Genomic DNA, 20,022 nt, shown 5'->3' on the forward strand with positions numbered 1-20,022 from the left:
TTTATTGGTTGCTTACTTCTTGCCGTAGTTCAATAATCTCCCTTGCTAAATCTTTAAGCGTCATTGCTGTCATTAAATGATCTTGTGCATGAATTAATAGAATTGGTGTATCAAAATCTTCTCCACCAGCCTCTGCCTGAATCAATTGAGTTTGAAAGCGATGTGCTTGACTAAACTCGCGATCTGCCTCTGAAAGCTTCTCAAAAGCTAGCTCAAAATTTTTTTCCTTTGCTGCATAGATTCCCTCCATTGAAAGACTTCTAGCATTTCCACTATGCAAGATTAACTGAAAGGAAAGGTTGTACAATTCTTCTTTTGTCACTAGAATCACACCCTTTACTAGAATTTAAGAAAACAATACCAAGAGCCTGCCTATAGGCAAGCTTCCAGTGTGTTTACGTAGAATCAAAACTCCTTGTAATCTGATTGATTGAAAACAAGCTCTTTCCAATTGTTTGGGAGCCTGCTTGAAAGCAAGCCCCTTTTTGCATTTCTTATTTTGGTGAGCCTTGTTCAGTTTGTAAATTTTGTTTATCCCACATTCTAAAGAATGGGAAGTAAATTAAGAATGCAATAACAAGATTAATCAATTGCATTGCAGAGCCTCTCCAGTTACCTCCAGTTGCTAGCCAACCGCCGATAATTGGTGGAGTCGTCCAAGGAATTGCAATACCATGAGTTTTTGGAGCAAATCCCGTTTTCATTCCTATATATGTGGTTACAACAAGTACTAATGGCGTTAGAATAAATGGAACTAAAAGTAATGGATTCATTACTACAGGCGCACCGAACGTAATTGGCTCATTAATATTAAAGATACCAGGTCCAATCGATAGCCTTCCTAGTTGTTTTGCATGCTGACTCTTTGCAAATAATAGCATCATAAGAGCAAAACAAATTGTTGCACCAGAACCACCCATGTAGATGAAGATATCAAAGAATTGTTGTGTTACGACATTTGGCATTGCATGATGAGCTTGTAAAGCTAAACGGTTTGCATCAGTTGCTGCTAACCATACTGGACCCATTACACCACCAACAATTGCCGCACCGTGTAAACCAACTGACCATAATAACTGAATTAATAACACAGCAATTAACGCGCCAGCTAATGATCCACCAAGTCTACTAAGTGGATCTTGTAATAGATCCCCAACGACATTGTGTAGAGTTTCATAATGTGTATTTTCAATTAATAAACGAATAATCCATACTAAGAGAATTACTAGAAATGCAGGGAATAATGCAACGAATGATTTACTTACACTAGGTGGTACACCATCCGGCATCTTAATAACAAAATTCCTTTGAATTACCCATCTATAAATTTCAGTTGAGAACAACGCAATAATAATAGCAACAAATAGACCCTTACTACCTAAAAATGCCATAGGGAGTACTCCGCCTACTTTAATAGCAGCAGTTGCTCCATCTGGACTAAACATTGTGAAGTATGGTGTTGATAAAATAAATGAGGCAATCGAGATCGCTCCAGCATTCAATGCATCTACTTTGTAATGTTCAGCGAGTCGATATGCAATACCAAATCCTGCAATGAGCGCCATTATATCAAATGAAGCACTTACAGGATAAAGAAGCTTTGTTTGCCAAGCTTCACCGAATGTTTTTGCCATAAAATCTGGATATCCGTCAAACGGTAAGAAGCCTAAAATTAAGAAAATAGAACCGACAATAATAAGAGGTAGTGTTAAAATAATTCCATCACGTAATGCTTGCAAGTGTCTTTGACCTGCAATTTTACCAGCAACAGGCATTACTTTCTCTTCTAACATTTGAGTAAAGTTGGCCATCACAAATCACCCCTATATGAAATTATGAACCTATTAAATCGATTGCAAATTTCAGGACCTCTGCTCCTTTACACATCCCGTAATGAACCGGATTGATGGCATCAACTGGTATTCCTTTTTGTAAACCTTCTTTTTTTAATTGTGGGAGTAGGTACCTTACTTGGGGACCTACAAGTAATACATCTGCTTGATCAATATGATTTTTAACATCATTAGCACTCACTGCCCAAATTCTTGCATCGATTCCTTCAGATTTTGCAGCAGCTTCCATTTTTGTAACTAATAAACTTGTAGACATACCGGCAGCACAACATAATAATATGTTCATTTAATCCCCCTTTCTCTCTAAAGGAAACGCTTACAATACAATTAAACTTCTACTAACAAGCAGAATCTACCCCTTACCTCTCTCCCTCTAGAATTTTAATCTCAAGAAATATATATTCACTATTTTGGACATTAGGACAAATATAAAAAATATTTTTTTACTAATTGAACTCTATAAATTCCTACTCCTAAAGTCGCTTAAAACAAAGCTTTGTACAAGCCTAAAGTATGATAACTTATCAGACTTAACTGACAAGATTATTCATTTAAACTATCTGAAAAAAATCTCGTATTTGTAATAAATAATGCATGTATTTTGAACTGAAATGCTAGTTTGGCATTCCTACCATTTTTAAATCGTCATTATGATTAGGAGAATCTTTAAATTAAATAGAGGACTTAAGTTATATACTTAAGTCCTCTATCGTTAAAAAAGTGCGAGCTTCAGTCGTAGTTTTCGACTAAGACATTCAATTTTTTAATCTGTTCTTCTACACCAGTATCCGCATTCACGAATATTTGATATGTATCATTACCTCGTGTCCCTACAAATTCATAGCAAAGTACTTCTTGATTCAACTTATTTAAAATGATCGCTTTGCGCTCTTCCATTATTTTCAAGTTTGAACTAATATTATTTCTCGCTTCTTGAACCGATATTTTCGGCTTTGGAATCGTTCTTTTTGTATATGCTGCTAAGTAATTTTTTGATGAAAATCCTACAATACTTCCGTCATCAAGAGCAATCTTCATCGTAACAGATTCAGGATAGATTCTTACACCATCCTGCTTTGTTACGTATGTAAATACACCAATCGTATCATATTGAGAGCTTTCTGTTAGTTCCATATTGGAGAATTTATTACGTTCTAAAAATTTCAGACCGTTAATTGAAGCCTGATTTAAATCGACTTTTTGTGCACTTATATCACGACTATCAATAACCCAAACTGGATATCCTCCCTTTTCAGTAATATCCATATAAATTTCGCTATTTGTTTTTGGTTCCTTAATTTCTAAGCTATAGTACCGATCTTCTAATTTTTCACCTGTAAGATCAACTTTTATTTGTGCTGTACTATTTAATTTAAGAAATTTTTTCGCAATGTCCTTCGCTTGCTTTGTCGTTATTTTTTCACCTTTTACATTCGAAAGGCTTGCACGAATTACTTTATAATTTGTCAGTGATGGATCTGCATTTGCATCGGAATATGTCATTACATTCCTTTCCACTGTCTTAAATCCATCAATAATTACGTTATTTTTCGGATTTTGATCTTTTGCATAAGCAAGCTCTACATCCATCCAGCGTAATTTATTCTCAAATACCATATGCTGAACTTTTCTAATCTCTCCTTGAATTTCAGCAGAGTTATCATATAACTTTTGCAGTGTTGCGTATTCATTTTGAGTCAATGGTTCTTTATCCAAATCTCTTACTGCAGTTCGATAACTAAAATCACCAATATTTGTTAGAAATTCTTCCGTTTTATTAACTGGTAATAGTCTCAAAGGAAGTTGCCCTACGTTAGATCTAGCTTGAGAAGTTAGTCCCCATACTTCAACTAGTGCTGGAGAGAGGGATGACTTTGATTTCATTGCTAAAGTATCGCCAATTTTATCATGTAATAAATCTAATTCATAAGTTAGTTCATGAAATGCTCGTTGATAGTTGTTTTCTGCCTGGATATTGATTTCGTTTTTAGCCTTATGCTCTGTATAACCCCAATATGCTGTTCCGATAATTCCAATTGCTAAAACGCCTATTGCAGCTTCCTTAATCACTTAAAACACTCCTTTCTTATCGGCAAAATATATGTCTACCAATTTGTTTAATTTGTGGTCTGCTCCAAATCCAAGCACTTGTCGCTGTGTCTGGATTAAAATAATAAAGTGCACTTTCACTCGGATCCCAACCATTTACAGCGTCTAAAACAGCTTTTTTGGCCGTCTCATTTGGTGTTAAATAAATTTGTCCGTCAGACACGGCCGTAAATGCACCCGGCTCAAAAATAACACCAGACACTGTGTTTGGAAATGATGAATTGCTAACGCGATTCAGAATTACTGCAGCAACTGCTACTTGTCCGATATACGGTTCACCACGTGATTCACCATAAACTGCATTAGCCATTAACTGAATATCATTTTGCGAATAACCATTCGGAACATTCGATCCAGCACCTGCATTTTCACCTTTTTCATATTTTGTAGCTTTTACTAGCATCGCTTTTGTCTTAGCTCCAACAACTCCATCTACAGGCATTCCGAAATTATTTTGGAAATTCCTAACTGCCCAATATGTGTTGTATCCAAACACCCCATCCACCTTGCTAGTGTAATAGCCGTTGTATTTTAAACGAGACTGTAATTCAATAACATCTTCTCCTGTAGCACCAATTTGAAGCACTTGGCTTGTAAAAGCATTTACATTTTTAAGTTGAACATTACAAAAGAAACTAACAAATACTATTAGTAATATTAAAGGACCTTTTAAGAAAACTAGTTTCCTCATTTCAAACCTCCTAAAGTATAATTATCCCTTTTTGTATTTTTTTCAAGAACTCCCAATTTATGTAAACACTTTTGAGATGCAATAAGATTTCCTTCTAAAATCTAAAAATAAGTCATTTTTTTATCCAATAAAAAAGGGACCTATTGGCCCCATTTTTATTATTTATTAAAGGTTATACCTTCACCATATACTCGATCATATATTACCCAATCCCAAATATCATTTGAATGATTTTGAAGTACCCAATCATACCATGAATGTTCGATCTGACCGTTTGTTAGAACTTTCATTAAAAGAGGTGCAATTTCATAGGATTCTAATTTAAGATTGCCTTTTTCTAAAAATGGCTTCGAATAGGTTCTAATCTTGTCCATTGTATTTTTGTCGTTACTCCAAATCCACATCGGTGTTTCATTATACCAATCTTCTCCTTCACTTTTCTCCAGTGGTGCTCCCCAATGCTCGTATGTTGCCTTTTTATCGCCAAATGTTGGACGATGGTCACCATAAAAAAGGACGATTGTAGGATTCTTACGTTTTTTTATTTCTTGCCATACTGAAACAAGAGAATTACCGCTTTTATAAATACCACTTGCATAACTCTCCACTTTTCCTTTTAAATCCTCATCCATAGGTACTCCACTAACCTTCATGTTTTCTTCAGGAAAATGGCCTTTACGCCAATCAAAATGATTTTGCATTGTCACAAAAAATACAAATTGGCTCCCTTTTTTATTAATTAATGATAATGCTTTTTTCGAGCTACACTCGTCTGATAAATATGAACCAAACTTTTGACAAGAAGTTAAATCTGCTTCTGACAAGAACTGATTAAATCCTATGTTAGGATAAACTTCTTTTCGTTTGAAAAATGATGTTTTAAATGGATGAAGGGCTATTGTATCCATACCAAAATATCTAACATCTTGAATGAAACTAGGTGATTGTCTATTCCCCATTTTTCCTTCTTGGTATGGTGTACGATCTTCGAATTTACGTTTTAATTTTAGACTAGTTAATACTTCAAATTCCTCGTTAGCTGTCCGGCCACCAAATGTATTACTTATTAGAGTTCCATGAATCCCTTCATTTATAGAGCGAAGAGGTGCATTTGGATCAGTGTTCCATTTTAATTTCATGTCATCTAGAATACTGTATGCCTCACTTTGAATCACTAAAATATCTGGTAATTGTTTAGGTTTAGAAAGTGGTTTTAAAGAATTGATCTCTTTAATGACTTCATTTTTTACTTTATTAGATACTTTAGGTTCTTCACGTTTGCTATTTACATAAGTTACTAAAAATGCTGGATACATACCATATCTTTCAACACTAGTTTCGTAATTCCAAGGTATATATTTTACATTTGAGTTTTTTACAAAATAAGCATAGCCTTCTTTTGTACCAAATGAAAAAAAGACCCCTAGTAATACGATAAGAAAAAAACGTAGACTATTTTTCCTTGCAGAAGCATTTCTCCATTTTTTATAGGCAAAAAAAGTACCTAAAAAAAGAAATGTTATGACTCCAATTAACCCTCCCCATTTGAGAAGAAATGGAAGCTTTGAAAATTGTAAAAAAACGATTGGGTCACGCAGGAAAAATAAGTCACTTGGATGAAAAGGCTCTCCGGTATATTTTATTTTTTCTGATAGTGCATATGAAAAAATCCCAATTGAACCTACAATCGTAATTAAAATCCACCAAACATTATAGCCTAGGACAAGAAGTCCGATTATTAGTATTGAAACAACAACTGACACAATCATAAAGTTCCACTTAAAAAAATCCGTGATAATCCAATTCTGATAAAGATTTACATTGTTCTTCCACAAATAATTATGAGACCAAATAACAAGTAAATAGCTACAGACCAATCCGATTAGAATTGGTCCTAGCAAATTAAAACTCCTTTTAATCATGAAGAATCTACCCTTTACAAAATTATAATAATTAACTTTGTTAATTTTCGTTTTTACATTAATTTCTCATTCGGTAATGCTTCATCAAGCTGGTTGAATTGTTGAATTAACTTCTCCGTAACTAATGATTCAAACACTTTAGTGGCACCTTCAATATCGCCAATTTCTGATTTGTATTTTGTTTCAAATCTACTGAGAATACTACCTTCTTCAAAAATTCCCCATATATTATTCCCACTACCTTTGTAATCGCTCAACTTAGAAGGTAAGTATGGATTAATATTTTTAAAATCCTTCGTAAACGCATCATTAACAATTAGACAATCGAATTTTGTTGTGAAATTTAAAAACTCTAAAAAGTTTACATATGGGTTTACTTTTATATGTTTTTCAATTACTTCTCCCGAAAGTTCATTTGCAAGTGATTTAGGGTCAGACGTGAAAACATGAAGTTTAATTTTATCTCTTAATTCAGGCTTCGTTAATTTAAGTCCTTCTATTATTTCATTTAATTTCCTCGTTTGATAAAACGTACCAAAGTACCCTAGGTTTACTTTATTTTCATCAATTCTATATTTACTTGCTTTAACGTGATAATATTGCTTCGGTAATGTCGGTTGATTACAAATTTTTGCTTTGTTTAAAATGACATCTTTCATTTCTTTCATTGGGAACATTTCTGACATGTATTTCAACTGATTTTCATTTGTAAAAACAATTTCATCAGCAAATGCATAAGCAATGTATTCACACCAAAAAAACATATTATTATTTAATGCTAGTGGTAATTTTCTTTTCTTTAAAAGTGCATTTACTTTTTTATAGAACCCCAAATCAATAATTGCTGACTTCCGTTCATTTCCATGAATATCTAATAGAATCGGATCAGAGAATTCTGCAACCCATTTTGCCTTTGGATTTTTTAATTTATATTCAAATGCTAAAAAGTGTGAAGCAGGCCATAGTGCTCGGCTATAAATTTTATGGTATGTACCATTTTTTCTTTCGTTAAATTTAATTTCCTTAAGAGATTTTTTAATAAAGTCTTTCATTGATTTCCATTGTTTAAAACTACTGGCAGATGATATTTCCATCCGATTATTAATAAAACCATCCACCATTGCATTTTGTCGATAATCAATATCCCTTACCTTCGACATATTATTATAAATTACGTCCACAACTTCATTATTTTCGATAATACGCTTAGCCATTACAGTTCCACTTGTATCAACATATGGTGGAAAACAATAAGAAATAATTAAAGAACGCGTCTCTTTGTTGTATAACTTAAAATAAGGGAAATAGACGAAACAATGTTTATTTACTTCTTCAATAACTTTTTCTCTCAATTCATTGCTATTGTTTATATATCTATCTATAAATCCGTATTGAGCGTGGATTTTCCCTTTAATAAATTGTTGGATTGTAGGACTATTCGTTTCCCCTAGTAAAACATCAAGATGTTTCATTACTTCCAGACGTTCTTTTACATTAAACTCAAATGACTTTTTACGTCTAGAAACTGAGTTATCTCTTAAAATTCGATAATAAATCGCCTGCTCTTCTAGTGGAACAATCTTTAGATGAAAATGATGCAAAGCAAATAATTTAGTAAAAAACACTACATCTTCTCCACTTTTTAAACCAAGTTCGTAGCGTTGTGTTTTTACTTTCTTTGTTGGTATTAATTTACAAGCATTCATTGTTAAAACACTATTTAAATCAGTATAAGTATAAACTTTAGTATCTAACGCTTTTTTTATTTGGGAGTTAACAGGATTATTAGGATTACTATTACCTTCTAGGTCTACGTCTACAACTTGTGAAATGACAACAGATTCTTCATCAGCATGATCGAATAGTTTTTCAAGAAAGTTAGGTGAAATATAATCATCGTCATCCAAGAATGTAATGTATTTTTTTGATGCTTGTTGAATTCCCAAATTTCTTGCAGCTGAAACACTAGCTTCTTCTGAATGAAGAATATTGAAGTGATTAATATTATGTTCCTTAATGAAATTCATCAATATCTCTTCAGTAAGATCTTTTTCTCCATTGATAATAAAGATCACTTCAAAATATTTTGGTGATAAAGTTTGATTTTTTAATGATTCAATACATTTTTTTATCACTTTTTCACCTTTGTATGTCGGGACGATTACACTAATACCGTTTATTAATTTTTTAAAATGATATTTTGAAAATATTAAGTCTTCCGGGATTTCTTTATTCATTCGTTGGTAAATTTCGATCTTAATTTTTTCAATTTCTTCTAATCTTTGCTGAATTTCAAATTTGTTCAAAACTGACTCACCAACCTCTTAACTTTCTAAAAAGCCATCTTTTAGCTTTCCAATAAAACTGAATTAATCTGCCAAGCTTTGAGTGCATTACTTTTCGATAACGTTCTTCCATTATTTGAATTTCATTCTCTAGCTTTTCAATATACTTTATATTTTTATAATGCAGCTCTAACGCTGTTTCTTCATTAATTAATAAGGTTAAGAACTGTTCATAAAACTGAGACTCTATGTCCAAATTATTTAAATTAGATTTAAACTTATTTAATTTTATAAACCAACTAGGTATTTCTAATTCATTCTCAATTGTTTCTGCATTTAATGAATGAGTTCTTGGATCGATTGTCATCTTGATAAGTCCTTCCTAATAGCTTGAATACTTTATAATATGCCCTAAATAAGCAGTTTTTTTTCACGAAATGATGAATTAGAAATCATTTCTTCAGATAAAAAAAGACAATCACCTTATCGGTAAATTGTCTTATGATACATCGTTATACTATTTTGAATTTAGAATTGGATTTGATTATCCCTTTTAAATTTGCGAGTTACATCTTCATATACTCCTGAACCAAACAACACACCTATTAAAATTAAAATAAATCCGACTACTTGAGTTAAAACAATTTTTTCACCTAAAAATAATACCGCACCGATAAGTGAAAAGAATGGATTTAGATTTAAAAATATAGCCGCCTCTGTTGTGCCAACCTTACCAAGAGCAAAATTATATAGCATATGCCCCATAGCTGTTGCAACAACTGCTGATGCAAAAAATACCGCCCAAATTCCTACTGAATGATGCACCATACTTGCCATTCCACCTGGTTCAAGTATTTGGCTAATTCCAAATAAAATAATCGAACCCATCACTAGCATGTATCCAGTCATTAATCTTGGATCTAAAGTTTTCGAAACTTTTTTAATTAAAACAAAGCTAGATGCTTGAGCTAATATTGCTAAAAACACATAAAAATCTCCATGCGAAACGCCATGGAAACCTCCACCACTCTGGAAGACAATAAAAGCAACGCCTGCAAAACCAAATAAAACGCCTAAAATTCTAACAAAGTTCATTACACTACCTAAAAAGAAAACCGACAATAAGGCTGTTAAGAGCGGACCCATTCCTAGAATTAGCCCCCCGTTTGATGCTGAAGTTTGGGAAAGACCAATCGATAAAAAATAATGATGGGCAACTACATTCAAGAGCATCGCAAAAAATACATACCCAAACTCCTTCTTAGTAAGCAAACGAACTTTTTTTATTAAAAATAAAATAATAAAAACACTTACTCCAGCAGTGAAAACACGAATAGCTGTCATCGTAACTGGCATAAAGTTCTCTACTAGAACTTTTGTTGCAATTACATTAAATCCCCATACCACCATAATACAAAATAAAATGATATAAATTTGTTGCTTCTTCAACTTCTCCACTTCTTTCTACTGGCCTAAATATAAAAAGAGGGAAAGCTCTGAAATCAAGATTTTCCCTCTATCTGAAAACTTTTATTTACTTTTTCTAATATAGTAAATTTTTGAGATTTATTCAAAGTGTATGCTCAGATACACTAAAAATATGTTCCTCGTTTTTCTTTTAAAAAAATACTACCTATAGAAAAAGGTAGTATTTGTACTATAAAAAATATAAGAATATAATCAGGTACCACAGAAAGTCTGATAAGGACGATCCGGGTCAGGAGGTAGTGTACAATAATTTATCTGTTCTTTCGATTCAATAAAAGGATTAGAAAGTACTTTAAGCAATTTCTCCATCACGCTATAATCTCCGTTCTCTACCGCTGCTTCTAGTGCTTCTTCTACGCGATGATTTCTTGGGATTACGGTTGGATTGTTATCTCGCATCAATTGAAGAGATGCTTCTTTTGATTCTGATTGTCTACTTAATCTCTCCTGCCACTGCTTCTCCCACTGTTTAAATTCAGATGATGTAAATAAAGGCAACTCATCTTGATTACTATATGATAATGCTTTGAACGTATTCGTATAGTCTGCTTTATGCTTTTCCATTATTTCAAGTAACCCATCAATTAATGACTTATCCTGTTCTTCTTCATTAAATATTCCTAATTTACTTCTCATTCCTGTGATCCAATTATCAACATAAGTAATAGGATATTCAGAAATTGCATTCTGTGCTATTTCTAGGGCTTTTTCCTGATCATCATGCAATAAAGGTAATAATGTTTCAGCAAATCGTGCAAGATTCCATCCTGCCATTTTTGGTTGATTTCCATATGCATAACGACCGCGAAGATCAATTGAGCTAAAAACTGTTGCTGGATCGTATGCATCCATGAATGCACATGGACCATAGTCAATTGTTTCACCACTAATTGTCATATTGTCAGTGTTCATTACACCATGTATAAAACCAACTAATTGCCATTTGATTATTAAGGAAGCTTGGCGCTTAATGACTCCTTGAAGCAGTGAAAGATATCGATTTGGATCATTTTGTTCAATGTCTGGATAATGCCTTTGGATTGTATAATCAGCAAGTTCTTGAAGTTCACTCACACTACCCCATCTTGAAACATACTGAAACGTACCAACACGAATATGACTAGCTGCAATTCGGGTCATAACTGCCCCAGGTAATCGAGTTTCACGCTGGATTTGTTCACCTGTCGTTACAACGGCAAGACTTCGAGTAGTTGGTATCCTTAGCGCATGCATCGCCTCACTAATAATGTATTCGCGAAGCATCGGGCCAAGTGCTGCACGACCATCTCCACCTCGTGAATAAGGTGTTCTACCTGAACCTTTAAGTTGTACATCAAATCGCTCGTTTTTTGGAGTGATCTGTTCACCTAGTAATAAAGCTCTTCCATCCCCTAGCATATTAAAGTGTGCAAACTGATGCCCTGCATATGCTTGGGCAAGTGGCAATCCACCTTCTGGCACTTGATTCCCGGCAAATACATTTACACTTTCTTCGCTTTGAAGTGATTGAACATCTAGACCAAGTGATAATGCTACTGGTTTATTTAGAACAACCAATTTCGGTGAACTTACCGGATTTAAGTCTTGAGTAGCAAAAAAGAATTCCGGTAATTTTGAATAACTATTATCAAAATTCCATCCTGCATCACTTTTTACTTTTCCCTGAGTCATCTTATCCCCCTTTTCCACTTTTTTCTTTTTTATTATTTACTCTCTACATATAACAAAAAAACCATAGATTTTCTATGATTTTGTTTTCACAATCCATTCTTCAGGTTAGTGTCTACTCCACAACTTCAATATATTCTAACATTGCATGAAAAAGGCATAACTTCAATTAGCTCATTTAACAAAAACAACGGCTACTCCACAGCAGCCGTTTCTAGTAACGGTTCAAGATAAACAGTACGGTTCAACTTCCTCGAAATTTTAAAATTACTTTTCATTAACAATTTTTCTGTCTTGGTCACTGCTTGATGTATTTACTATAAATTTATTATAAACCTTATCACAAAGCTTTATAGCACAATAGCCTAGCAATCCTCCAGAGGTATTTAGTATTAGATCATCCACATCAAAAATTCCTAGAGAAAAAACAACCTGTAAGCTTTCTAAGCATAAACTAAAAATCAAAGATCGTCCGAATACGCCTATAAATGACATCCCTCTATCTTTAGACAAAAATACAAGAAACATTCCAAATGGGATGAATGCTACGATATTCCCAACCAAATTACTAAAATCTGGCCATGATGATAGACTCTGAATATTAATGAATATTGTTTTAAATGGGATAATATTTCCCATTTTCAATTCGTTTATGAGATTAACAGGATTCCCGAGATTAGTCTGAAGTTGATACCAAAGAAAGGTTAGATCTCTCAAGCGGAACTTAAAGAGAATGACTCTAATTATTGCATACATATAAAGGACAAATAGTGTTGAAACAAAAATTTTGCTAATTAATTTTATTATCTTCATTCCGCTAAGCTATCCTCCTTAAGATTAGTAATTGTTGAGCTGTTAAATACCGTCACAATCACACCATCCATATTGTTGCCTGATATTTCATAACGAAGATTGGTAGGCAACTGAATGGTCGTATTTTTAGTAACAGGGTAATACGATATTTCGTATTTTTCACCATGTATAATAGTTGAAATAGACTTTTGTTTTTTTAGGAAATCCAAATACTCTTCTAAAGAAAAATTCTTTTCCTTCATAATCACACTGTGTGGCAGTCCAACATAGCGAATATGCCAAGGTTCATACTGAATACCTGTAATTGCCGTTTTATCCTTTGGATAGCGTATAATAAAGCCGTATTTCCAAGCATTTTTTTCTAGCCACTTACCTTCAGGTGCCTCATTCATTTTCATTTTGGTCGATCCTACATCAAGTGATAAACCCAAATTGTGTTCACTACGGCCTGCTGGCAAGGCATAGTCTGATCCCATTTTTTGATAAAGTGCATTTTGCTCATCAAAGTCTCGAAAGCCACTATTAATTGTAAAATTACGAACCCCTTCTTTTTTAGCAGCAACGATCATCTCCGAAAATTTACGTGCTACATCCTCTGACAATTCAATTTTTGTATCATGCAATTCGTATCCCTTTTTCAATTCTTTGTGAGTAAATAAGTTTACAACATCTGATTTTATACTCTCCTGGTGCACAGGGTATTTTCTGTTAATCAAGAGTAAGTTTCCTTTATATACCAATTCTTTTCTAATGTCCTTCGTTTGGAAACTTTCAGAAGTCTCTTTATTATCTAATTGTTTATTGGTAATTTTATATGTTTGAATCTCTACTTTATCTTGAAGAGACGCTTCTTTCTTAACGAATGTAAAACTTAGGCAAATTACTAAAAACACTAAAAATCCCCACTTCTTCATTTTCACGTTCCTCCTAATTCTGATTGATTCTAGAATAGGAAAAACTTTTTAAATAAAAAGTGGGGTAAAATTTAAATTTTTCTTAAATTCTTTATGAACTTTTAAACTTGGTCATTTTGGACACTTTCCTGCGGTAATCTAACTTCAAATACAGTACGGATTATACTACTTTCGGCCGTAATTGTTCCATTATGTTGCTCGATAATATTCTTTGCAATGAATAAACCAAGACCTGTGCTATCTTCTTTATGGCTTCGTGCTTTGTCACCAGTATAAAACATATCAAAAAGATATGGCAGTTCCTCCGGAGGAATACGATCTCCATAATTAACAACCTGAACAATCACTTCATTAGTATCAACAAACCCGTTAATATCTACAAACTGACCATCATATCCATAACGATTTGCATTAGTTAAAAGATTTTCAAACACACGAGCTAACATCTCTCCATCACCCAAAATAGGTAAATGGGGCAAAATATTCATTCGAGCGATCAAATTATTTTTCTCGAAAACAGGGTACAATTCTTCTTTTAATTGAAAAAGTAGATCACTTAAATTAATTTGCTTTTTTTCAAGAGGTAACATGCCATAGTTCATTCTAGTTATTTCGAATAATTCATCAATCAGTTTTTCTAAACGCTGAGATTTCGTAAAGGCAATTGTTAAAAAATGTCTGACTTGTTCCTTAGTTAACTTCTCATCCTTTAGGATTAAATCTAAATAACCTAACACAGAAGTTAGCGGAGTACGTAAATCATGTGCCAAATTTACAACTAACTGTTCTTTACTGTTTTCTGAAAAATCGCCTCTTTGTACGGCTTCTTCTAATTTTTCACTTGCTAGATTAATTGCTTGAGCAATATCTCCAAACTCATCATTTGATTGGATAGAAACCCGATGTTTAAAGTTGCCACGAGCAAGATAATGAATTCCGTTTGATATTTCATTAAAATAAGTAGAATAGGGCTTAGTGAGTAAATAGAAAAACAATATCGCAAGTGGGATAAATAGAAATAAAAAGAAGTTAACGTCTCCAATACTCTGTATGAATCGACGAAGCTGGGCCAAGGGGTCACCATATCGAACCATCGTGTGATAATAAAGCTGTAATCCTTTAAAAATTATGTAAGTTATAATACCAGCCAGTGTCATACTTAAAGCAAATAATACGATGATTTTGGAGCGAAAGCTACGTATAATTTTATCCATCAAATGAATACCCCACTCCCCAAACCGTTTTGATTAACTTATTTTTTCGCTTATCTTCTCCGAGTTTTTTCCGCAAAGTGCGAATATGTACCATTACTGTATTACCACCTTCAAAGTATGCATCACCCCAAACCTGCTGAAAAATATTTTCTACACTAAAAACTTTCTTCGGATGACTGGCTAATAAATACAAAATATCAAACTCTTTCGGTGTTAGCTCGATGTTTTCACCATAAAGTAAAACTGTACGTTGATCAGGGGAAATCATTATTTCACCAAATTCCAAGATAACTTTATGATCATCTACTTTGGGTTGGTTCAACTTCATAAAGCGCCGCAATTGAGCATTCACACGTGCAACCAATTCAATGGGGGTAAATGGTTTTGTTATATAATCATCTGCTCCAATAACTAGTCCTTGTACTTTATCGAAATCAGATGTTTTAGCACTCAAAAATATTATTGGCATATTATGCCGCTCGCGAATGAGCCGAGTTACTTCATATCCATCCATTTTCGGCATCATTATATCCAATATCAACAAATCAATCGATTGGGCCTCGACTACACGAACAGCTTCATGTCCATCCGAAACTTTAATAACATGATACCCTTCTTTTTCTAAATGTAAGGCTATCAGATCAGCAATCTCCTGTTCATCATCCGCTATTAAAATAGATATAGCTTTCAACTATTTTCCTCCTATTTATCGTTACATTCAGTGGATGATTATCCAATTAAATTTCCTAACGATGATTTCTCTAAAAAAGACTCTAATTAGCAATTTTGAGTTACAGCTGGCTTTAGTTGTCCAATAAATTGGGTCTCTATATTATTTTCTATTATTTCCTCTTATTCTTCAAGAATATGGCCATTTTGGGAATAAGGTTGAACTTTTTATAATTTCTTCTAGCTAATGTCCTTATTCTTTTGAACATAAAAAATACCCCTTTAGATTATCACATCTAAAGAGGTATTTCTTCACGGCTTTTTAATACTTACTTTTATATTCCACACTTCAACTGAACTTGGCAATTATCACATGTATTACAACCACCATGTTCAACTACCGTACCAGCTAAGCAAATTGGACAAGTGTCTCCGTTTTCTACACCTACGTTACCTGTTTTAACTTGAGCAGTTTCATCAGTATCGTTTTTCGTTGCATCTTTTATATTTTCAACTGTTTCTATTTCTACATTTGTAAAATCATTTTCTTCATTTGTTAGCGATAGTACTTGGGCATCACGAGAACCATCTACATAAACAGTCCCGCCTTTTGCTCCACCCTTGTGTAATCTTTCATACACTTTTGCTACTTGTTCAACAGAATAACCTTTAGGAGCATTAACTGTTTTACTTATTGAAGAATCAATCCATCTTTGGATAATACATTGAACATCAGCATGTGCCTCTGGAGAAAGGTCCATTGTTCCAACAAATTGTTCTGGAAGATGTTCAATCATCTCATAAACGTTTTCTTCAGTTACTTCAAATCCATTAGCTTCTAACCATTCTAGTGCGATATCAGCTACAACAGGAATAAATTTACCTAAACGTCCTGAACGGAAGTAAACGAAGTTAAAATAAGGCTCAAGTCCAGTGCTGACATTCATCATCGTTCCAGTACTTCCGGTAGGAGCAATTGTTAGTAAGTGCGAATTACGTATACCACTTTCTAAAACAGCTTCACGAATTTCTTCAGGCATTTTCTTCATATATCCCGAGTTAATAAAACGTTCGCGTCCATCTTCAAAAGTCGATAAGAACGGGAATTCTCCCTTTTCTTCCGCTAATTCAATTGAAGTTTTATAAGCAGTAGTTGCAATCACTTCAAAAATTTGATCAACTAGTTTGTTGCCAGCTTCTGATCCATATACTAGACCACAACGGATTAGTAAATCATGTAATCCCATCACACCTAATCCGATACGGCGTTCACCTTTTGCTTGCTTCGTATTCTCTTCTAGGAAATATGGCGTTGCATCGATTACGTTATCTTGCATTCTCGTTCCGATTTGTACAGTTCTCTTTAACTTTTCCCAGTTAACTTTACCATTTTCCGTCATTTCGGCTAAGTTAACAGCTGCTAAATTACAAACAGAGAATGGAGCAAGTGGTTGCTCTCCACAAGGGTTTGTTGCAACTACTTTTTGACCATATGATACAGCGTTCGTCATTTTGTTTGCATTATCTAAGAAGAAGATACCTGGCTCAGCAGAGTATGTTGCACACACGTTGATTAAATCCCAAAGTTCTTTTGCTTTTATTGTGTTGTACGTTCGTACACCATATCCACGTGCAGCCCATTCACGTACATCTCCACATTCCTGCCATTCTTGATCATAAATTAAACGCATTTCATCGTCATAATTTTCTAAATCAGGGAATTGAAGCTTGTATTCTCCATCATTTTCAACTGCTTCCATAAAATCATCAGTTAAACAAACAGATATATTTGCACCTGTTAAAAACTCAGGGTTGTGAACTGAATACTTACCACCATCATTAAGAAGTTCTTTTGCCTGTTCAATTTCAGGTGTATTTAATTTCCCTTCAATTGTTGCAATGTGAATTAATGCTTCATAAGCTGCTTTTTCAGTTGCACTAATTGGCTCGAACTTTAATTTACGCTCTACTTCTTCACGAATTAATTTTGATTTTGTAGTTTGCGCAATATAGCGTAAAACCTTTGGATTTTGGTTCTTTGAAACAATGAACTCTACAATATCAGGATGATTGACGTTCATCATAATCATTTGGGCACCACGTCTTGAACCACCTTGAATAACTAAATTTGTTAGCTCAGATAAATCATGTAACCAAGAAACTGATCCACTTGAGCGTCCATTCACACTATATACAATTGCATCGCGAGGACGTAAAGTTGATCCGTTTGTTCCTACGCCACCACCACGTGACATAATTTCCATTACCTTCTTACGGTGTTCACCAATCCCATCACGAGAATCGTGAATATGAGGCATAACATAACAGTTAAAGAATGTTGTTGAAGCTCCTGTACCGGCACCAGCCAAAACACGTCCCGCTGGTACAAAAGTTTTGTTAGCTAAAATTTCATAAAACATCTCTTTTACTTCGGAGAATTTTTCTGGAGTTTCTGCAGATGCAAGCCCACGTGCAACACGGTCTGCAATTTGTTCGTAGAAGATTTCAAGTGGTTTGTCTACTTTATTAAATGCAACTGTAATGATTGCTCCGTCTTCAAACTGAGAATCTAATTGAACAGTTACTTCTTCAAGACTATGGTCAATAGCAATTACTTCACCATAACCACGACGAGGAAACTTTGGATCATCCTTATATGTTAGTACAACTAGGTCACCTACACCTAATGTAACAAGCTTAATATCTTTAAATGCGTATCGATCTAACATAACCGTTCTAGATACACCTTTAAATGTTGTTTTATGCATCTTTGGATTAATAGGTGTAATCATTGGAAAATGCATTATGTCTTGATTTAATTTCTGTATATTCGCAGGTAATTCAGCATCAATTATTGTATTTATCATCACCTGTTCCTCCTCGTATAGATTATATCGATTTTACCATAAATCGATATATAGGTGTTCTCTTTCTTTCCAACACCCATATGTAGTATTTATCCCGTCTCAACAAGATATAAATATACCGACTTAAGAAGTAAAAGTCAATGTAAACGACTGAAATAAACTTATTTAAATTTGCACTTTTTCCTACAAATTTCATTGACAAATATAAATTTTACTACGTGATGTTTAAAAACAACTACAAGAATTCCTTATTCATAAATATCCTTTAATGGAAAGTTTGTTCATATAATTTTTTTAATTAAGTATGCTAATTTCTCTATTAAATAGTGTACAATTTATAGATATTAAAGAATGGAGAAATCACATGGTAACTTGTAATGAAACAAGAGTCATTAGAACAAATTTAGTTCTTCCCAATGATGTAAATAGTCATAACACTTTGTTTGGTGGAAAATTAATGAATGACTTAGATATTATCGGAAGTATATCAGCAATGAAATTCTGCCGATCTTCAATTGTAACTGCTTCAACTGATTCAGTTGACTTTCTTCATCCAATCACGATGAAAGATTCGGTCGCATTCGAAAGTTATGTAACTTGGACTGGTACCTCATCGTTTGAAGTATTCGTTAAAGTAACTGCAGAAAACTTAAAAACGGGTGAAGAGAAAATCGCTGCTACTGCTTTTTTAACTTTTGTTGCATTGGATCAGGAAGGTAACTTAATTAAAGTCCCACAAATTGTTCCCGAAACTGAGGAAGAAAAATTCCTATATCAAGGCGGAGAAGAACGGGCTAAAATCCGTAAAAATAGAAGACTTAAAAGTAAGGAATTAGCTTATTTTTTTTACAAAAAATAAGCTCTGTTAAAGTAAATTGTTGATTTTTGAACAAAAGAAAAAGACCACAAAATGTGGTCTTTGCTTTTTCCTATTCAACTAAAGCATGCTTTAGTTGAATTAGATTCCTAAAGTTTTTCAATTGAAAAAACTAAATCATCAAAATTCGTTTCAAAACCATAATCATTACATTTATAAATAAACTTACCATCTTGTTCTTCGACTATCATACCAGATGAATATGATTGAGATTCTCTTCCATTACCATCATCCCATATATTATAGATACTTAAGTTCCCATCATTTGTATGACATTTACATATTACCTCTTGTGGTGCAGTATCTTCCCATATACTAACACTTGGATGTACATCATTACTTACATCAGGAATTTCAATGCCTTTATTCGTTCTTAGCCATACTCCTTGTCTATGTTGTGAACCTTTACTAATAAATTTCACTTTTATTAGTTGACCATCATTTATCTTTCGTACATCCCATATTATTACATTATCTAAACCTTTTTCAGCAAATGTATTGTTAAGTATTCTTTCATTTCCTATCTCCATAATTTCCTCCTACATAAGGTTTTAGATCATTATAAAATTTATTCTCTATACTATTCAACAAGTCCTTTTCTTATTGAACTATCCTGCCATTTTGTTGAATAAAAAAAACCGACTATACAGCC

General features: G+C 33.5%; 17 protein-coding genes. 1 reads left to right on the forward strand and 16 read right to left on the reverse strand.

Going from position 1 to position 20,022, the window contains the following annotated elements; translation table 11 throughout:
• Position 1: 1 nt before the first annotated feature.
• From EP747_RS18555 to EP747_RS18625, 15 genes are all read right to left on the reverse strand, one after another.
• Positions 2-322 carry a PTS lactose/cellobiose transporter subunit IIA gene (locus EP747_RS18555; RefSeq protein WP_056468118.1) on the reverse strand — a complete coding sequence of 107 codons (321 nt, stop codon included), beginning with the start codon at positions 320-322 and terminating at the stop codon, positions 2-4.
• 172 nt (positions 323-494) lie between these two features.
• Positions 495-1,811 (reverse strand): PTS cellobiose transporter subunit IIC, encoded by a 1,317-nt coding sequence (gene celB, locus EP747_RS18560; protein ID WP_129691568.1) that lies wholly within the window; start codon positions 1,809-1,811, stop codon positions 495-497.
• Positions 1,812-1,833: 22 nt separating this feature from the next.
• A complete protein-coding gene (locus EP747_RS18565; protein ID WP_129691569.1) occupies positions 1,834-2,139 on the reverse strand; it encodes a PTS sugar transporter subunit IIB in 306 nt (101 codons plus the stop codon).
• Positions 2,140-2,582: 443 nt separating this feature from the next.
• A complete protein-coding gene (ypeB, locus tag EP747_RS18570) occupies positions 2,583-3,923 on the reverse strand; it encodes a germination protein YpeB (RefSeq protein ID WP_129691570.1) in 1,341 nt (446 codons plus the stop codon).
• A gap of 16 nt (positions 3,924-3,939) precedes the next feature.
• On the reverse strand, positions 3,940-4,653 hold the full coding sequence (gene sleB, locus EP747_RS18575; protein WP_129691571.1) for a spore cortex-lytic enzyme: 714 nt from the start codon (positions 4,651-4,653) through the stop codon (positions 3,940-3,942).
• Between the two features lie 158 nt (positions 4,654-4,811).
• Positions 4,812-6,575 (reverse strand): LTA synthase family protein, encoded by a 1,764-nt coding sequence (locus EP747_RS18580; RefSeq protein ID WP_129691572.1) that lies wholly within the window; start codon positions 6,573-6,575, stop codon positions 4,812-4,814.
• A gap of 53 nt (positions 6,576-6,628) precedes the next feature.
• Positions 6,629-8,881 carry a glycosyltransferase gene (locus tag EP747_RS18585; RefSeq protein ID WP_129691573.1) on the reverse strand — a complete coding sequence of 751 codons (2,253 nt, stop codon included), beginning with the start codon at positions 8,879-8,881 and terminating at the stop codon, positions 6,629-6,631.
• Between the two features lie 7 nt (positions 8,882-8,888).
• Positions 8,889-9,227, reverse strand: a complete 339-nt coding sequence (locus EP747_RS18590; protein WP_098428055.1) for a hypothetical protein — start codon at positions 9,225-9,227, stop codon at positions 8,889-8,891.
• Between the two features lie 161 nt (positions 9,228-9,388).
• Positions 9,389-10,318 (reverse strand): DMT family transporter, encoded by a 930-nt coding sequence (locus EP747_RS18595; RefSeq protein ID WP_328590744.1) that lies wholly within the window; start codon positions 10,316-10,318, stop codon positions 9,389-9,391.
• A gap of 222 nt (positions 10,319-10,540) precedes the next feature.
• Complete coding sequence (locus tag EP747_RS18600; RefSeq protein ID WP_129691575.1) at positions 10,541-12,019, reverse strand: protein adenylyltransferase SelO; 1,479 nt, start codon at positions 12,017-12,019, stop codon at positions 10,541-10,543.
• A 264-nt stretch (positions 12,020-12,283) separates the two neighbouring features.
• Positions 12,284-12,829, reverse strand: coding sequence for a VanZ family protein (locus tag EP747_RS18605; RefSeq protein ID WP_129691576.1), 546 nt, complete (start codon positions 12,827-12,829; stop codon positions 12,284-12,286).
• Positions 12,826-13,743: a VanY-A/VanY-F/VanY-M family D-Ala-D-Ala carboxypeptidase gene (gene vanY, locus EP747_RS18610; protein WP_129691577.1), complete on the reverse strand. Its 918-nt coding sequence runs from the start codon at positions 13,741-13,743 to the stop codon at positions 12,826-12,828. Before vanY ends, EP747_RS18605 begins: the two co-directional genes overlap by 4 nt.
• Positions 13,744-13,844: 101 nt before the next feature.
• Complete coding sequence (locus tag EP747_RS18615) at positions 13,845-14,957, reverse strand: sensor histidine kinase (protein ID WP_129691578.1); 1,113 nt, start codon at positions 14,955-14,957, stop codon at positions 13,845-13,847.
• A complete protein-coding gene (vanR, locus tag EP747_RS18620) occupies positions 14,950-15,648 on the reverse strand; it encodes a vancomycin resistance response regulator transcription factor, VanR-F/VanR-M family (protein WP_129691579.1) in 699 nt (232 codons plus the stop codon). Before vanR ends, EP747_RS18615 begins: the two co-directional genes overlap by 8 nt.
• A 313-nt stretch (positions 15,649-15,961) precedes the next feature.
• Positions 15,962-18,493 (reverse strand): vitamin B12-dependent ribonucleotide reductase, encoded by a 2,532-nt coding sequence (locus tag EP747_RS18625; protein ID WP_129691580.1) that lies wholly within the window; start codon positions 18,491-18,493, stop codon positions 15,962-15,964.
• Positions 18,494-18,857: 364 nt separating this feature from the next.
• Here EP747_RS18625 and EP747_RS18630 point away from each other — a divergent pair, with 364 nt between their 5' ends.
• On the forward strand, positions 18,858-19,352 hold the full coding sequence (locus EP747_RS18630; RefSeq protein ID WP_129691581.1) for an acyl-CoA thioesterase: 495 nt from the start codon (positions 18,858-18,860) through the stop codon (positions 19,350-19,352).
• 107 nt (positions 19,353-19,459) lie between these two features.
• On the opposite strand, the gene EP747_RS18635 is transcribed toward EP747_RS18630, so the two are convergent.
• Positions 19,460-19,900 carry a hypothetical protein gene (locus EP747_RS18635; protein WP_129691582.1) on the reverse strand — a complete coding sequence of 147 codons (441 nt, stop codon included), beginning with the start codon at positions 19,898-19,900 and terminating at the stop codon, positions 19,460-19,462.
• Positions 19,901-20,022: the final 122 nt, after the last annotated feature.

Origin of the sequence: Gottfriedia acidiceleris (assembly GCF_004138285.1) — a bacterium.
GTDB classification, from domain to species: Bacteria; Bacillota; Bacilli; order Bacillales; family Bacillaceae_G; genus Gottfriedia; species Gottfriedia acidiceleris_A.

Bases quoted from the DNA above. Each gene is read 5' to 3' on its own strand.
- celB (WP_129691568.1), bottom strand. From the start codon at position 1,811: ATGGCCAACTTTACTCAAATGTTAGAAGAGAAAGTAATGCCTGTTGCT.
- EP747_RS18565 (WP_129691569.1), bottom strand. From the start codon at position 2,139: ATGAACATATTATTATGTTGTGCTGCCGGTATGTCTACAAGTTTATTA.
- sleB (WP_129691571.1), bottom strand. From the start codon at position 4,653: ATGAGGAAACTAGTTTTCTTAAAAGGTCCTTTAATATTACTAATAGTA.
- EP747_RS18580 (WP_129691572.1), bottom strand. From the start codon at position 6,575: ATGATTAAAAGGAGTTTTAATTTGCTAGGACCAATTCTAATCGGATTG.
- EP747_RS18590 (WP_098428055.1), bottom strand. From the start codon at position 9,227: ATGACAATCGATCCAAGAACTCATTCATTAAATGCAGAAACAATTGAG.
- EP747_RS18600 (WP_129691575.1), bottom strand. From the start codon at position 12,019: ATGACTCAGGGAAAAGTAAAAAGTGATGCAGGATGGAATTTTGATAAT.
- EP747_RS18605 (WP_129691576.1), bottom strand. From the start codon at position 12,829: ATGAAGATAATAAAATTAATTAGCAAAATTTTTGTTTCAACACTATTT.
- vanY (WP_129691577.1), bottom strand. From the start codon at position 13,743: ATGAAGAAGTGGGGATTTTTAGTGTTTTTAGTAATTTGCCTAAGTTTT.
- EP747_RS18615 (WP_129691578.1), bottom strand. From the start codon at position 14,957: ATGGATAAAATTATACGTAGCTTTCGCTCCAAAATCATCGTATTATTT.
- EP747_RS18625 (WP_129691580.1), bottom strand. From the start codon at position 18,493: ATGATAAATACAATAATTGATGCTGAATTACCTGCGAATATACAGAAA.
- EP747_RS18630 (WP_129691581.1), top strand. From the start codon at position 18,858: ATGGTAACTTGTAATGAAACAAGAGTCATTAGAACAAATTTAGTTCTT.
- EP747_RS18635 (WP_129691582.1), bottom strand. From the start codon at position 19,900: ATGGAGATAGGAAATGAAAGAATACTTAACAATACATTTGCTGAAAAA.